Genomic DNA, 16610 nt, shown 5'->3' on the forward strand with positions numbered 1-16610 from the left:
TTTACAAATTGTTCTTCGTGTTCGCCACCACGCTCCCGTCAAACAGGTGCACCGTGCGGTGGGCAAACGAGGCGTCGTGCTGCGAGTGCGTCACCATGACGATGGTCGTGCCCTCCTTGTTCAGCTCGGTCAGGAGGTTCATCACCTCAGCACCGTTCTTCGAGTCGAGGTTACCCGTCGGCTCGTCGGCCAGGATGAGCTTGGGGTTGGTGACGACGGCGCGGGCGATGGCCACGCGCTGCTGCTGTCCGCCCGAGAGTTGCTGGGGGAAGTGCTTGGCACGGTGGCCGATGTTCATGCGGCGCAGGATATTGTTCACCATCTCCTTGCGTTCGGCCGCCTTGATGCCGAGGTAGGTCAGCGGCAGCTCCACGTTCTCGAAGACGTTCAGCTCGTCGATGAGGTTGAAGCTCTGGAAGACGAACCCCAGCTTGCCCTTGCGGACGCGGGTGCGCTCCTTCTCCTTCAGTCCGGCCACCTCCTGGCCCAGGAGTTTGTAACTGCCCTCGGTGGGATTGTCCAGCAGGCCAAGGATGTTCAACAGGGTGGACTTGCCACAGCCCGACGGGCCCATGATGGCTACGAATTCGCCTTCCTTCACTTCGAGGTTGACGTGGTTCAAGGCTACGGTTTCTACTTCCGACGTGCGGAAGACTTTGCTGATGTCGTTAATCTGAATCATAATGCAGTATGTTTTTAGTTGTTAGTATTATATTATCTATTGACGGGGAAACAAGTTAACAAGACTACAAGGTACGTTGTCAGACAGGGTTGAATCTACCCTTGTCAACTCGTCAACTTGTTCCCTATCCACTAAAGTACGTCATTCGCTCTTCAGGCTGACAACGGGGTTCTCGTTGGCAATGTGCCACGTGCGCCACAAGACGCAGCCCAGGATGACCAGCAGGTTGACAAGTGCCACGAGCACATACATGGCCCAGCCCGACGGCACGGCGACGGAGAACATATCCAGCCACAACCCGTTGACATAGGCCGAGGCACCCACACCGATGACCACCGCGGGCACGGCCACCCAGAGGATGTCGCGGCCCAGCAATTCAAGAATGCCCGACGCCTCGGCGCCGTTGACCTTGCGGATGGCTATCTCCTTGGAGCGTCTTTGCACCTCGTCGGCCGTGTAGCCCAGCAGGCCCATCAGCATCACTAAGAACATGACCAAGGCGGCCACCATCATGGCGTTGCGCAGGACGCGGACGGGGTTGTAAAGACGGTCGGCTTCGCTCTGCATGGAGTAAATGTCAATGGTCTTATCTGGATAGGCATTGACGGTGGTCTGTTGCAGTTTCAGCAGGTTGTCGCCGAAGGGTTCCTTCAGCTTGAAGAACAGGTTGCCGCCGAAACTCGTTTTGGCGAAGCCGATGTAGGGTGCAGGCTGCTCGTAGAAACCGCCCATCTGGAAGTCCTTCAACAAGCCGACCACCTTGACGTTCACTCCCATGGTGTTCACCATGCACCCCACCACGTCGTCACCCCAGTGCATCATGCGGGCCAGCGTCTCGTTCACCACCACCTCGTCATACCAATGCTCCAGCCCTTCCAAGCGGGGCATACGGCCTTTCAAAAGGGTCATGCCCATGAAGTCGGCGTAGTTCGGACGGATTTGGTCGAAGCGGGCGGAGAAGAGCGAATTGCCGCCCTCGTCATTTATCATCGTGCCGCTGTAACCCATCAAGGGGTCGCCGCCGGCCGTCACATCCTCCACATAGGGCAGGGAGCGGAAGAAGTGTTCGGCACCCTCGCTCTCCTCGGCTGTTGCGAAAGGAATATAGCCCGTAGCCACACGCTCCGTGCTGAATCCCATGTCCTTACTGGTCACATAATCATACTGCACCGTCACCATCCACATCACTCCGCAGATGAAAGCCACCCCGGCAAACTGCACGAACAGCAGCGGGCGCTTCCAACCCTTCTTGCCTTCAGTGTAGCGACGGAACACCTGCGTGACGGGTATCCTTGCAAACAGTTGCCCCGGCAACACGCCGCCTATCAGGAAGAGCAGCAGCACCGTCCCGACAGGCACCCACAGGCGGCTGCCCGTAAAGAGATTGCTGAGCTTCGTCGCCGCCGTATCCTCCACAAAGTCCTGGAAGGCAAAGAGCAGGAACACCATCAAGCAGAGAGACAGGAAAATGATGAGAACCGTCTCCACCAGGAACATCCCGAAGATGCCCGCCGAGCTGGCCCCGTTGCACTTCTGCACGCCCACGGCCTTGGCCCGCCGCGACAGGGACGAGATGGAGATAAGCGCATAATTCAGCGCGGCGATGAAGAGGATGGCAAAGCCCATCACCGTAAGGATAACTTTGGAACGCTTCACGCTATCGTAACCCCGGTACGTGTCGCGCAGCGGGGCAATCTTGGCGGTATAGCCGTACTTCTTATCCTCCACCGGACGGTATTTATCTACCATCGCCCCCAAGCGACTGTTCAGCGCTTCAGCATCTGCACCCGGCTTCAGACGCACGTATTGCAGGTACGAATCTCCCCCGCTCCACGAGTAATTGGCCATCTCCGCCGCCCACGACGGAGGCAGGGAGACAATGCCCTCGGCCTTCAGCGTAGTGTTGTCCGGCAGATCGGCATACGTGCCCCGTACCGTCAGATCCCGCTCATGGTTATAACTGATAACCTTGCCGATGGGATTCTCCGTACCAAACATTTTCCGCGCCAACGTCTCGCTCAGGTAAATGACGTTGGGCTGCTGGAGGTCCTGCACGGGATTGCCGCTCAGCACCTCGATGCCCATCGTACGGAAGAACAGGGAGTCGGCGGCAATCTTCTTGTCGTCAAAGCGGGTGTTACCATAATAAAGCGGATTACTCACCAGCCAGTGCACGGTGCACGTGGCCGACTCTACCTGTTCAGGGAAGCTCTCCAGGATGGCGCCTGCCACGGGACCGCAGTTCATCTCTTGCCAATCCAGCTTCTCGCCCTTCACCGTAAACTGGCTCCATACCTGGTAGAGACGGTCGGTATCGGGAAAGCAGGTGTCATAACTCTGCTCGAACGCCACGCGGGCAAAGAGCAGGATGCTCATGGTCAATCCCAAGCCCAGGGAGACGACTTTCAACAGATTGCTCCCCTTCGAGTGGAGCAGGGTCTGAATAACGTAATGCAGTTGCTTCATATCGTTGTGTTTATGATTAGTTTCTCACCTTTCTCTAATATGTCCGTACCGAAGTGTTTGCCCTCGGCAGTTGTATTTATGATTAGTTTCTCACCTTTCTCTAATACCAAAACCATGCCAAACTCATACAAGGCTGATAAACAACGACTTTAAGGATACGCCTTCGTACCCGGGTGTCTAATTTTTAGACAACAGTGTCTATTTTTTAGACACCCGAGGACAGAAATACCCGTCATAAAGGATACTAAATAAGGTATATATATTATCAATGGTTAGATAGAAAACTCTATCTTTGCCACCGGTTTTGTAACATAATCCCCCAAGTTGTAACAAAATCTCCCAATTCACACGTTATATATGAAGAAACTGAACTACCTCATTCTATCAGTCGGCTGCCTGTTGTTTACGGGTTGCGACCTGATAGACTATCACCCTTATGATGTGCGCATCGAAGGAGAAACAGACATCAATGCGCATCACATCGAACAAATCGAGGCCGCCTGCCTGGGCAAAGATACCATCCGCTTCGTCACGATGGGCGACTCGCAACGCTGGTATGACGAAACGGAGGACTTCGTCAACCACCTGAACCTGCGGAACGATATAGATTTTGTCATCCACGGCGGTGATATGAGCGACTTCGGCCTGACGGATGAATTTCTGTGGCAACGCGACATCATGGACGGACTGAATGTGCCTTATGTCGTCCTCATCGGCAACCATGATTGCCTGGGCACAGGCGAGGAGACCTACCACAAGGTCTTTGGTGACCCTAACTTCTCGTTCATTGCCGGACGGGTGAAGTTCGTCTGCCTCAACACCAACGCTATTGAATATGACTACTCAACCCCGGTACCGGATTTTGAGTTCATCGAAGACGAACAAACCACACGTGCTGACGAATTCGATAAGACTGTTGTCTGCATGCATATCCGACCGGGATGCGGCGATTTTAACAACAATGTAGACCGTGTGTTCCAACACTATGTCACCGGCTTTCCTGGCATACAATTCTGCACAGCCGCTCATGAGCACCGCGTGTTCGAAGAAGACCTTTTCGGCGACGGCATCATGTATTACATGAGTGACTGCATGAAGAATCGTAATTATTATGTATTCACCATTACCCCCGATGGTTATGAAAGAGAAATCATATATTTCTAATAATATATATAATGTGTATCGTGCACTTATCCTCGGAGCTTTCTGCTTAGGCTTTCTGTGCACGGCCGGGGCTCAGGAAAGCGGACTGACAGACACGGTATTCATCATCAAAGAGGTGCACGACACACTGTGGCTTCCTCCCCATGCCGACCTACAAGACGTACACACAGGCCCAGCTTCCACCAGCCGCTACGACCGCCGTGTACACCGCTATCGTCGCCATTGGGCGGCTTTAATCCCTACACATACCAAAATGCAATTCGCCGGCAACATGGGCTTGTTGTCTTTTGGCTTCGGATGGGACTACGGCAAACGTAACCAATGGGAAACCGACCTTTCACTCGGCTTCGTACCCAAATACAATTCAGATAAAGCCAAGGCTACTTTCACCTTGAAACAAAACTATATCCCCTGGTCCTTACAAATCAAACAAAGCCGTTTTTCTGCCGAGCCCTTGACGTGTGGCATATATTTCAATACCGTTTTTGGCAATGAATTCTGGGTCAGTGAACCGGAGCGTTACCCGAAAGGATACTACGGTTTCTCGTCCAAAGTACGCATCCATGCCTTCTTGGGACAACGCCTGACCTACGACATCGACCCCAAGCGCCGTTTTACGGCCAAAAATCTCACGTTATTCTACGAAATAAGCACGTGCGACCTTTATATCATCAGTGCTTTTACCAACCGCTATTTACGCCCACGAGATTATCTGTCCCTATCTTTTGGTGTAAAGTTGCAATTACTCTAATTACAGCTTTTCCACATACTCTTATACGCTATTCAAGTAAAAGACGTATTTTTGCGGGCAGTAAAACGATAAATCATGAAGAAATACGGTAATATCCTTATCATAGATGATAACCAGGGCGTGCTAACTGCTCTGCAACTGTTACTGAAACCTTACTTCAACAAAATGGGGCTGTTGCCTTCTCCGATTACCCTGCCAGCCACCTTGAGGGAAGATGACTGGAACATCGTATTGCTCGACATGAACTTTACATCGGGCATTAACAATGGCAACGAAGGGCTGTATTGGTTACATGAGATACACCGTCTTCGCCCCAATCTGCCAATAGTATTGTTTACTGCTTATGCAGACATCGATCTGGCCGTACGAGGCATCAAAGAAGGAGCTACAGATTTTATAGTGAAACCGTGGGACAACCAGAAATTAGTGGACACTTTGCTCAAGGCGGCTGCTCCGAACAAGAAGGATGTTCCTGATGCGCAAGAAGGAAGCTGCATGTACTGGGGAACAAGTCCCGCCATGCAACACCTGAGATTATTGGTAGAAAAAGTAGCGGCAACAGATGCCAACGTATTGATAACGGGTGAAAACGGAACAGGTAAAGAAATGCTGGCACGCGAACTGCACCGCCTGTCAAACCGCAAAAAGCAACCGCTAATCATTGTAGACATGGGTGCTGTGACAGAGACGTTGTTCGAAAGCGAATTATTCGGACATGTCAAAGGAGCTTTTACCGATGCACGAACGGACCGGCCAGGGAAATTCGAGGCAGCCAACCACGGCACTTTATTTTTGGATGAGATTGGCAACCTGCCCTATCATCTACAAGCCAAACTGCTGACAGTACTCCAACGCCGCAGCATCGTACGCGTAGGAAGTAATACGCCTATATCCATAGACATCCGACTGATATGTGCCACCAACCGCGACCTGCCACTCATGGTACGTCAAGGAGAATTTCGCGAAGACCTGCTCTATCGCATCAACACGATACACTTGGAAATACCGCCGTTACGCAAACGGCCGGAAGATATTTTGCCATTAGCCAAGCAATTCATCACCCGATTCTGCAAACAATATGGCAAACCAGAAATGCAACTCTCGGAAGCAGCCTGCAACAGAATGGAACAACATGTTTGGCAAGGCAACATCCGAGAACTGGAACACGCCATCGAAAAAGCTGTCATCATCAGCGATGGTTCGATATTACCGGCCGAAGCCTTCCCATTATCCCACATCAACCATGCTTCCGAAGAAAAAGATGTCTCAACAGCAACCTTAGAAGACATGGAAAAGCAAATGATACGCAAAGCACTGAGTGCTTGCGACGGGAACCTGTCTGCCGTAGCTACCCAACTGGGTATTACACGACAAACGTTATACAACAAAATGAAAAAATACGGGTTATGAGACGGCTATGCTACACGTATCACGTCATCCTGTTGGTATTGACAACCCTACTGGCTGGAGGAGCATGGACATTATGTTTCCGGGAAATGCCCACGAGGGAAGACCCATTCCGAGCCTTACCGTGGGCCATAGGCTTAACGTTTATAACCTGCTTCTTGCTGTATAGGCTGTATAAGCTGAACCGACAATACACCCAACAAGTGCTTTTCTTGCTCGATGCCATAGAGAACAACGACTACTCCATTCATTTTTCCGAAGACAAACGAGACAAGGATGCTCGTCTGGTAAACAAGGCATTAAACCGTATTACACACATATTACATAATGTGAAAAACGAGACTGCTCAACAAGAAAAATACTACGAACTGATACTGGAATGTATCAACACAGGGATTGTAGTGCTGAACGGCAACGGAGCTGTCTATCAGAAGAATAACGAAGCCTTACGCCTGTTAGGATTGGAAGTCTTCACACACGTCAACCAATTAGACCGGATAGATCCACACCTCACCAATAGTTTCACGACATGCCGGGCAGGAGAAAGCTTTCAGATACCCGTCCAGAACGAACGAGGCATGCTCCAATTATTTGTAAAAGTCAGCGACATTACCGTCCACCAAGAACACCTCCGCATATTGGCCTTGAACGATATCAACAATGAACTGGATGAAAAGGAGCTTGACTCGTGGATGCGCCTGACCCGTGTATTAACGCATGAAATCATGAACAGCGTCACCCCTATCACCTCACTAAGTGAGACTTTATTAGAGCTGACCATGCAGAGGGCCCCGCAAGAAGAGATTGCCAATGGATTACAGACCATCCGGGCTACGGGTAAGGGGCTGCTATCTTTCGTAGAATCATACCGCAAATTTACTCACATCCCCACACCCGTACCATCGCTGTTCTATGTAAAAGGGTTCCTTTCGCGCATGACCGACTTGGCGCACCACCAGCACCCGGAAGCTTGCATCGACTTCCACACCGAGGTCGAGCCCGACGACCTAATCTTGCATGCCGACGAGAACCTCATCGGGCAAGTCATGACCAACCTGCTGAAAAATGCCATCCAGGCCATTGAAACGGCAGGGAAAGGTAACGGAAAAGGACACATCGATCTACGGGCTTACTGTGACGACACAGAAGCCGTCATCATTGAGGTGAGTAACGATGGGCCGGCCATCCCCAAAGACGTGGCCGAGCATATCTTCATACCTTTTTTCACCACGAAAGAAGGAGGCAGTGGCATCGGGCTGAGCATTTCACGCCAGATCATGCGCCTTTCGGGAGGAAGCATCACGCTATTGCCCAACAGAAAGACTACGTTCAGATTGACGTTTGACTAAAGGAAACTAACAAGCACGATTTGTACAATAGTGTGCAAAATTATAGGACTTTCGTAGAGGAAGAACCACAAATATCCGTATATTTGCGACATATTTTATTCACTAATCTGATCGAGACTACTTAAAAGACATGGAACGAGCAGCCACTTTCATCGACTATATAGAACAAAGTATCATACAGAACTGGGACCGCGACGCGCTGACGGACTACAAGGGCATCACCCTGCAATACAAGGACGTGGCACGGAAAATTGCCAAATTCCACCTGGTGTTGGAGAGTGCCGGCATCCAGCCGGGCGACAAAATAGCCGTGTGCGGCAGGAACAGTGCCCATTGGGCGGTGACTTTCCTGGCCACGGTGACCTACGGGGCTGTCATCGTACCGATACTGCATGAGTTCAAGGCAGACAATATACATCACATCGTGAACCATTCGGAAGCTAAACTACTGTTTGTTGGGGCTCGTGCCTGGGAGGCGCTGGACGAGGCCGCCATGCCGCTGCTGGAAGGCATCGTGGTGCTGGAAGACTTCGAGCCGGTGGTGTGTCGCAACGAAAAGCTGATGGAGGCCTTCGAACACCGCAACGCACGCTACGGCGCCCGTTATCCGATGCGTTTCCGCCCGGAACACATCTGTTACCGCAAGGAAGAGTCGCCTGACGAGCTGGCCGTCATCAACTACACGTCGGGCACGACGGGCTATTCGAAAGGCGTCATGCTGCCCTACCGCAGCCTTTGGAGCAACGTGGACTATTGCCGCGAGATGATGCGCGTGCAGCCCGGAGACCACATCGTGTCGATGTTGCCGCTGGGACATGTGTTCGGCATGGTCTATGACTTCTTGTATGGATTTTCAGCAGGGGCTCACTTGTATTTCCTGACGCGGATGCCATCGCCCAAAATCATCGCTCAGTCGTTTGCCGAAATACGGCCGAAGGTCATCTCGTGCGTACCACTGATTGTGGAGAAGATTATCAAGAAAAACATCCTGCCACGGGTGGACAACACTATCGGCAAGCTACTGCTGCGGATTCCCATCGTCAACGACAAAATAAAGGAATCGGCGCGCAAGGAGGCGATGGAGATATTCGGCGGGCAGTTTGATGAAATCATCATCGGCGGGGCGCCATTCAATGCCGATGTCGAACGTTTCGTCAAGCAGATAGGGTTTCCGTATACCATTGCATACGGCATGACCGAGTGCGGCCCCATCATCTGCTCCAGTCGCTGGGAGACGCTGAAGCAGGCTTCGTGCGGAAAAGCTGCAGCGCGGATGGAGGTGCGCGTCGACTCGCCCGACCCGAGGAACGTGGCCGGCGAAATCGTGTGCCGGGGCACAAACACGATGCTGGGATACTATAAGAACCCAGAGGCCACGGCGCAGATTGTGGACGCAGAAGGCTGGCTACACACGGGCGACCTGGCTACGATGGACGAGGACGGATACGTGACAGTACGCGGACGCAGCAAGAATATGCTGCTGACGGCCTCGGGACAGAACATCTATCCGGAGGAGATAGAGAGCAAGCTGAACAACCTGCCCTACGTGTCGGAGTCGCTCGTGGTCTTGCAAAACGACAAGCTGGTGGCATTGGTCTATCCCGACTTCGACGAGGCTTTCGCCAAGGGGCTGAAGCCCGAAGACGTGCCCGCCGCCATGGAGGCCAACCGCGTGGAGCTGAATCAGCAACTACCGGCCTATGCCCAGATATCGAAGGTGAAGATACACTTCGAGGAGTTTGAAAAGACGGCCAAGAAGAGCATCAAGCGCTTCATGTACCAAGAGGCGAAGGGATAAGAGAATACACAAGGCGCGTGGCAGAGCCCATACGACTGCGCATACATTCATTAACCTAATAAAGACTGAAAAACATGGCTAAAAACATCCTGAAAGCATGGCTGGTGGACAACACCGTGACCACCGACGACAAGACCGACAAGATTTTCCAACTGGAAAGCACCCGCACGGCCGACCTGGCATATATCATCGACCGCATGGTGGCGAAGAACCCCGGCGTGCTGCGCACGACGATGGAGATGATAGTGAAGCTGCACAACGAAGTGGTGGCCGAAGAAGTGCTCAACGGCGTCAGCGTCAACACCGGACTGTTCCGCGCCGTGGCCCAGTTCCGCGGCACGGCGGTGAACGACGCGTGGGACCCGAAGAAAGACTCCGTCTACGTCTCCTTCACCCAAGGCAAGACGCTGCGTGAGAGCATCCAGGACACCACCGTCGAAGTCCTCGGCGACCGCCCCACGAAGTTCTACATCGGCAGCACCAACGACGTGGCCACCAAGGCGACCGACAACAGCGCCACCGCCGGGCGCAACCTCACGCTCTACGGCAAGAACATCCTGCCCGCGGGCGACGACCCCTCCGTCGGCGTCACCCTGACCAACACGGAGACGCAGGCCGTCACGCGGCTGACGGAAGACATGATTGCCGTGGCCGAACCCTCGCGACTGGTCATCCTCATACCCTCCGACCTGGACGACGGCGAATACACGCTGACCGTCACCACGCAGTACAGCGGTGGAGGGAAACTACGCTCTACACCGCAAAGCACCTCGCAAACCATCTACATCGGCGGCGCACCTCAAACTCCCGGCAATGGCGAAGATGATGACGACAGTGGCCAAGGCACCTTCGGATAAAAACAAGGCCGTCCAAACATCTTGGACAGGGCGTCCAAACATCTTGGACAAAGGCGTCCAAGCATCTTGGACAGGGTGTCCAAACATCCTGGACAGAGCGGGGCATAATGAATACGGCACGCAGGCGACACCGGCGGAACAGATTTCCAAACACCTATTCCACTGCGAATCAACGACATATAATCAGCGGTCATCAGTCGCATCAGCGTCATCTGCGTGCCATTCACCTTCAGCCTCCCCTCCCGCGCCCTTCCCTTTTCCATTTTTTCACACCCGAAACGCCCGAAATTCCCCGAGAAAGCCTATCTTTGCGACTGATTAATCAGAGAAACATCCGTATGGAACAACTGACACTGATAAAAGAACACCTCCGGCAGAACCAAGTAGCCGAAGCCATCGACGCGCTGGACGCCCTGCTGCAGAGCGACTTCCCACACAAAGACCAGGTCTACTACCTGCGCGGCAACGCCCACCGCAAACAGGCCGACTGGCGACACGCCCTCGACGACTACCAGCGCGCCGCCGACCTCAACCCCCGCAGCCCCGCCGTCGAAGCCCGGCGCGCACTGCTCGACATCCTCGAATTCTACAACAAAGACATGTTCAACCAATAAACAGGGAACAAGGGGACGAGGAGACGAGTTAACAAGGGGACGAGTTAACAAGTCAACAAGGAGACAAGTTAACAAGGCCACAAGGAACTTCCACCCCATCACCCACCCCCTCGTCAACTTGTCAACTCGTCAACTAACAAACTTAAAAACTAACAAACTTAAAAACTCATAAACAAAAAGGAGAACGTAATTATGGCAAAAATAAAAGGAGCAATCGTAGTAGACACCGAACGCTGCAAAGGCTGCAACCTCTGCGCCGTAGCCTGCCCGCTGCACGTCATCGCCCTCGCCAAAGAGGTCAACATGAAAGGATACAATTACGCCCGCCAGGTGCTTGACGATACCTGCAACGGCTGCGCCTCCTGCGCCACCGTCTGCCCCGACGGCTGCATCAGCGTCTACAAAGTCAAGACGAATGAAGAATGATGAATGAAGAATCAAGAACTAAGAACCTAACAGATATGGCAGAAGAAATAGTATTAATGAAGGGCAACGAAGCCATAGCCCACGCAGCCATCCGCTGCGGCGCCGACGGCTACTTCGGCTACCCCATCACCCCCCAATCAGAAGTCCTCGAAACCCTGGCCGAATTGAAGCCCTGGGAAACCACCGGCATGGTCGTCCTCCAGGCCGAAAGCGAAGTAGCCTCCATCAACATGGTCTACGGCGGCGCCGGCGCCGGCAAAATGGTCATGACCTCCTCCTCCAGCCCCGGCGTCAGCCTCATGCAAGAAGGCGTCTCCTACCTGGCTGGAGCCGAACTGCCCTGCCTCATCGTCAACGTCATGCGCGGCGGCCCCGGACTGGGCACCATCCAACCCAGCCAGGCCGACTACTTCCAGACCACCAAAGGCGGTGGCCACGGCGACTACCGCCTCATCACCCTCGCCCCCGCCTCCGTGCAGGAAATGGCCGACTTCGTCCCTCTCGCCTTCGAACTGGCCTTCAAGTACCGCAACCCCGCTGTCATCCTGGCCGACGGCGTCATCGGACAAATGATGGAAAAAGTCGTCCTGCCCCCGCAGAAACCCCGCCGCACCGACGAGGAAGTCATCGCCCAATGCCCCTGGGCCACTACCGGCAAAACCCAAGGCCGCCGGCCCAACATCATCACCTCGCTCGAGCTCCGCCCCGAAGCCATGGAAGTCAACAACCTCCGCTTCCAAGCCAAATACCGGCAGATAGAGCAAAACGAAGTCCGCTTCGAAGAAATCCAGTGCGACGACGCCGACTACCTCATCGTAGCCTTCGGCTCCATGGCACGCATCGGCCAAAAAGCCATGCAACTGGCCCGCGAAGAAGGCATCCGCGTCGGCATCCTTCGGCCCATCACCCTCTGGCCCTTCCCCACGCAAGCCATTGCCGACCTCGCTCCCCGCATGAAAGGCATCCTCGTCACCGAACTCAACGCCGGACAAATGGTCGAAGACGTCCGTCTGGCCGTCAACGGGCAAGTTCCCGTCCAACACTTCGGACGCCTTGGAGGCATCGTCCCCGACCCCGACGAAATCGTCGAAGCCCTCAAGAAACTCATCGGCTAAACACACACGGGAAAAAAGACTATGGATACCGACAAGATACGAAACATCCTCAACCTCATCTTCATGCTGCTGGCCCTGATGGCCGTCATCTTCTACTTCACGAAAGCCGACGACCAACGCTTCTTCCTCTACACCTGCGGAGCCGCCATCGTGGTGAAGATAGCCGAATGTTTCATACGTTTCACTAAAAGAAAATAAGGAAAACCACCATGACAAAAGAAGATATCATCAAACCCGAAAACCTGGTTTACAAGAAACCCACTCTGATGAACGACAACGCCATGCACTACTGCCCGGGCTGTAGCCACGGCGTCGTACACAAGCTCATTGCCGAAGTCATCGAAGAAATGGGTCTGGCAGACAAAGCCATCGGCATCTCGCCCGTAGGCTGCGCCGTCTTCATCTACAACTACCTCGACATCGACTGGCAAGAAGCAGCCCACGGACGGGCACCTGCATTGGCCACCGCCATCAAGCGCCTCTGGCCCGACCGTCTCGTGTTCACCTACCAAGGCGACGGCGACTTGGCCTGCATCGGCACGGCTGAAACCATCCATGCCCTGAACCGCGGCGAGAACATCACCATCATCTTCATCAACAACGCCATCTACGGCATGACCGGCGGACAGATGGCCCCCACCACCCTCGTAGGCCAGAAGACCTCCACCTGTCCCTACGGCCGCGACGTCCACTTGCACGGCTATCCGTTGAAGATTGCCGACCTGGCCGCCCAACTGGAAGGCACTGCCTACGTCACCCGCCAGAGCGTGCAATCCGTGCCTGCCATCCGCAAGGCCAAGAAGGCCATCCGCAAAGCTTTCGAAAATTCGATGAACGGCAAAGGTTCTAACCTGGTGGAAATCGTATCAACCTGCAACTCGGGCTGGAAGATGTCACCCGAAAAAGCCAACAAGTGGATGGAAGAGAACATGTTCCCCTTCTACCCATTGGGAGATTTAAAGGATAAATAACAAACGAAACTCGTAATAACAGATATGACCAAAGAAATAATTATAGCCGGATTCGGCGGACAAGGTGTGCTCTCGATGGGCAAGATACTGGCCTACTCCGGCCTGATGGAAGGCAAAGAAGTCAGTTGGATGCCCGCCTACGGGCCCGAACAACGCGGCGGGACGGCCAATGTGACCGTCATCATCAGCGACGAGCGCATATCGTCGCCCATCCTCAGTAAGTACGACGCCGCCATCATCCTGAACCAGCCCTCGCTGGAGAAGTTCGAAAGCAAAGTGAAACCGGGTGGTATCCTCATCTACGACGGCTATGGCATTATCAACCCGCCCACGCGGCAGGATATCCGTGTCTACCGCATTGACGCGATGGACGCCGCCAATGAGATGAACAACAGCAAGGCGTTCAACATGATTGTGCTGGGCGGACTGCTGAAGATTGAGCCGATGGTGTCGCTGGAAAACGTCATCAAGGGGCTGAAGAAAACGCTGCCCGAACGTCACCATCACCTCATCCCGATGAACGAAGAGGCCATCCGCCGGGGCATGGAGCTGATACAGCCGGTGTGAAGCCTTGAGCGAGTATTGCACAGATAAAAAGATAACGACCGTCTGCCTCCCTAACCTTTGAGCAGACGGTCGTTTGTTATGTCACAACGTGTGCTGTGTGTGTGTTGTGACACGAACTCCCTCTCTTATTATTCGTAGGTGAAGATGTATTCGTCGTCGTAGTAGGACTCGGAGATGCTGATGACTTCTCCGGTGGCAATCTCCGTGACGATGGTGCGCATGACGGCGCGGGCTGTTACGCGCGACAGGTAGTTCTCGGCCGTGAAGCTGTATTCAAACGGCTCCCAATAATCCTCGTGGGTGGTCTCCGTAGTAGGTTCCGGTTCGTCGGGGTCGGGTTCTGGTTGCACGTCATATGCCCAGTTCACCAAGTCTTTCGTCACCAGGTTGCGGCTGTTCTGTCCCAGTAGGCGCAGGCTGAAGAGCATGTTCACGAGGTCGTTGTAGGTGTCTTCGGTGTTGCCGAAGAGGGGGCGGCTGCTCATCACATTGAAGTCCAGGCCGGGCGTCTCGTTCGGGTAGGAGGTGTATTCCCAGTCCATGAAGTCGTAGCCATAGCCGCCTGAGGTGTGCACCAGGTTGCCGTCTTGCCAGGTCATCAGCAGTCGTTCGTTGTTGAACGCGCGGGTGGAGGCCGATGCTCCCGAGTCCCAGCCGGGCGTGACTTCGTCGTCGTCATCGCCGTCGCCGTTGCCCGGTTCGTAGGTGTTGTTCTCGACGGCCTTCTGCAAGTAGCGGTTCTCGTCGTAGTCGAAGCGCCAGGCTGTCACGGTGCTGCTTCCGGTGTCTTCGTAGAGCAGGGCTATGTCGCCGGCGTCGTTCGTCTGGATGACGTAGGCGTGGTCATAGCCATAGTCCGAGTGCCTCTCGATGCGTTGCAGGCGTGCGTTTTCGTCGTAGCCGAAGGCGTAGATGTCTTCCGAATAATAGGCTTGCTCGTCGCCGTAATAGGCAATGTCGTGCACCTCGCCCAGCAGCCCATCGCGGTTGTAGGCAAAGGTGAGGATTACTTTGGTGTAATAGTCGGGGTTGTCGCTGTTGATGCTGGTGTATTCCATGCGGGCCAACCGGTCGCCCTCCTGCGGCACCGACGGGGTGTCTCCGCCCTCGGTGGTGCCTTTCTGTTCGACGGTGATGGTGATGCGGCTGGCTCCGCACACGATTTCAATCTGCGCCTTGCGGTCTTGGCCTGTGAGGTTTTCGGTCAGGGTGAGGGTCAGCGTGTAGTCGCCGGGACCGCCGCTGTAAGCGCTCAAGGTCAGCCAGTCCACCGTGCCGTCCGTGGTGGCTTTGGTGTCGGTCACGTCGGTCACTGTGGCCGTCCAGTCGGACAGGGCCGTGAAGCTGATGCCGCCGCCCGTGCCGCTGGTCTGGTCGGCATAGACGGTTTGCGTGGTCTGCGTATTGTCGGACAGGACGAGGTCGCGGGGCGCGTCGTCGTCGTCACTGCATCCGGCCACGAAGGCGGCCAGTAATAGGCTGAGGCAGCCTGCCAAGAATCGGTTCATACTCATATATACTTATTTATTAGAGGGTTAAACAGTCTCGTTTCTTCGGGATACTTTGGACATAGGCGTCCACGTTCCCTGGACATAGGCGTCCACGCTCTCTGGACATAGGCGTCCACGCTCCCTGGACATAGGCGTCCACACTCTCTGGACATAGGCGTCCACGCTCTCTGGACAAGGTTGCCCGGACATTGGCATCTATCTTTTTCATGGTGCGGTGGCGGTTATAACCTGTCGGTTCAAGATTTACGGATGGGGATGATGCCGCGCGAGACGGCGGTCATGATGAGGTCGGCCACGTTGCGCGCCTCCAGCTTCTCCAACAGGTGCCGGCGATGCGTATCCACGGTATTGACGGACACGCAGAGTTCGCAGGCTATCTCCTGCGTGTTTTTCCCTTCGGAGATGCGCTTCAGCACGTCCAGCTCGCGCACGGTCAGCTCCTCGCGTCGCCCCCCGTCCGAACGTTTCATCCGTGCCCGCACCCGTTCGGCATAGGGACAATAATAGGTTTGCCCTTCCAGCACTTTGCGGATGGCCTCGGCGATTCTGTTGGAGTTGACGGATTTGAAAAGGATGCCCGACACGTTGCACTGCAACAGGTCTTTGATGAACCAGACCTCCTCGTGCATGGTATTGACGATGATACGCGCCTGCGGGTCTGTCCGGCGGATATGGGCAATGAGGTCCAGGCCAGACATGTCGGGCAATTCAATGTCCAGCAAAAAGAGGTCAAACTGTTCGGCAGCAATCCGTTGCAAGACCTCCTGCCCGGTGGAAGCCGTACAAATGTGCTTGATTTCGGGCAACGAACATTCCACGATTCGCTTAAGCCCCTGAAGCACCAAATCATGATCGTCTACCAATAGTATGCGTGTATCTTTCATTCTAACCGTTGTCTTTCCGTTATCACTCTGCAAAGAAAGCGGTTTTCA

16 protein-coding genes are annotated in these 16610 nt (G+C 54.2%); 12 read left to right on the forward strand and 4 right to left on the reverse strand.

Translation table 11 applies throughout. The features are described 5' to 3' along the window. Position 1: 1 nt before the first annotated feature. Positions 2 to 682, reverse strand: coding sequence for an ABC transporter ATP-binding protein (locus M3090_RS07020; RefSeq protein ID WP_249054802.1), 681 nt, complete (start codon positions 680 to 682; stop codon positions 2 to 4). Between the two features lie 141 nt (positions 683 to 823). Next, entirely contained in the window at positions 824 to 3148 is a 2325-nt protein-coding gene (locus tag M3090_RS07025) for an ABC transporter permease (protein ID WP_249054803.1), read from the reverse strand. A 357-nt stretch (positions 3149 to 3505) separates the two neighbouring features. On the opposite strand from M3090_RS07025, the gene M3090_RS07030 reads away from it, so the two are divergent. From M3090_RS07030 to M3090_RS07085, 12 genes are all read left to right on the forward strand, one after another. Next, positions 3506 to 4312 carry a metallophosphoesterase family protein gene (locus M3090_RS07030; RefSeq protein ID WP_249054805.1) on the forward strand — a complete coding sequence of 269 codons (807 nt, stop codon included), beginning with the start codon at positions 3506 to 3508 and terminating at the stop codon, positions 4310 to 4312. After that, complete coding sequence (locus M3090_RS07035; protein ID WP_410553186.1) at positions 4287 to 5063, forward strand: hypothetical protein; 777 nt, start codon at positions 4287 to 4289, stop codon at positions 5061 to 5063. Before M3090_RS07030 ends, M3090_RS07035 begins: the two co-directional genes overlap by 26 nt. Positions 5064 to 5138: 75 nt before the next feature. Then, positions 5139 to 6473: a sigma-54-dependent transcriptional regulator gene (locus M3090_RS07040; protein WP_249054810.1), complete on the forward strand. Its 1335-nt coding sequence runs from the start codon at positions 5139 to 5141 to the stop codon at positions 6471 to 6473. Next, positions 6470 to 7819, forward strand: a complete 1350-nt coding sequence (locus M3090_RS07045) for a sensor histidine kinase (RefSeq protein WP_249054812.1) — start codon at positions 6470 to 6472, stop codon at positions 7817 to 7819. Before M3090_RS07040 ends, M3090_RS07045 begins: the two co-directional genes overlap by 4 nt. 130 nt (positions 7820 to 7949) lie before the next feature. Continuing rightward, complete coding sequence (locus M3090_RS07050) at positions 7950 to 9617, forward strand: long-chain fatty acid--CoA ligase (protein WP_249054814.1); 1668 nt, start codon at positions 7950 to 7952, stop codon at positions 9615 to 9617. Between the two features lie 74 nt (positions 9618 to 9691). Beyond that, complete coding sequence (locus tag M3090_RS07055; RefSeq protein WP_249054815.1) at positions 9692 to 10474, forward strand: DNA-binding domain-containing protein; 783 nt, start codon at positions 9692 to 9694, stop codon at positions 10472 to 10474. A gap of 338 nt (positions 10475 to 10812) precedes the next feature. Continuing rightward, a complete protein-coding gene (locus M3090_RS07060) occupies positions 10813 to 11088 on the forward strand; it encodes a tetratricopeptide repeat protein (RefSeq protein ID WP_249054818.1) in 276 nt (91 codons plus the stop codon). Positions 11089 to 11280: 192 nt separating this feature from the next. After that, on the forward strand, positions 11281 to 11514 hold the full coding sequence (locus tag M3090_RS07065; RefSeq protein WP_249054819.1) for an ATP-binding protein: 234 nt from the start codon (positions 11281 to 11283) through the stop codon (positions 11512 to 11514). A 35-nt stretch (positions 11515 to 11549) separates the two neighbouring features. Beyond that, entirely contained in the window at positions 11550 to 12629 is a 1080-nt protein-coding gene (locus M3090_RS07070; RefSeq protein WP_249054822.1) for a 3-methyl-2-oxobutanoate dehydrogenase subunit VorB, read from the forward strand. 21 nt (positions 12630 to 12650) lie between these two features. After that, complete coding sequence (locus tag M3090_RS07075) at positions 12651 to 12827, forward strand: hypothetical protein (RefSeq protein WP_249054823.1); 177 nt, start codon at positions 12651 to 12653, stop codon at positions 12825 to 12827. A gap of 11 nt (positions 12828 to 12838) precedes the next feature. Beyond that, positions 12839 to 13600: a thiamine pyrophosphate-dependent enzyme gene (locus tag M3090_RS07080; protein ID WP_249054825.1), complete on the forward strand. Its 762-nt coding sequence runs from the start codon at positions 12839 to 12841 to the stop codon at positions 13598 to 13600. 24 nt (positions 13601 to 13624) lie between these two features. Beyond that, entirely contained in the window at positions 13625 to 14167 is a 543-nt protein-coding gene (locus tag M3090_RS07085) for a 2-oxoacid:acceptor oxidoreductase family protein (protein WP_249054827.1), read from the forward strand. Between the two features lie 128 nt (positions 14168 to 14295). On the opposite strand, the gene M3090_RS07090 is transcribed toward M3090_RS07085, so the two are convergent. Further along, positions 14296 to 15675, reverse strand: coding sequence for a BACON domain-containing protein (locus M3090_RS07090; RefSeq protein ID WP_249054830.1), 1380 nt, complete (start codon positions 15673 to 15675; stop codon positions 14296 to 14298). A 239-nt stretch (positions 15676 to 15914) separates the two neighbouring features. After that, on the reverse strand, positions 15915 to 16562 hold the full coding sequence (locus M3090_RS07095; protein WP_249054832.1) for a response regulator: 648 nt from the start codon (positions 16560 to 16562) through the stop codon (positions 15915 to 15917). Positions 16563 to 16610 lie beyond the last annotated feature (48 nt).

Source organism: Bacteroides sp. ET71 (genome assembly GCF_023336905.1).
Taxonomy (GTDB): Bacteria; Bacteroidota; Bacteroidia; order Bacteroidales; family Bacteroidaceae; genus Bacteroides.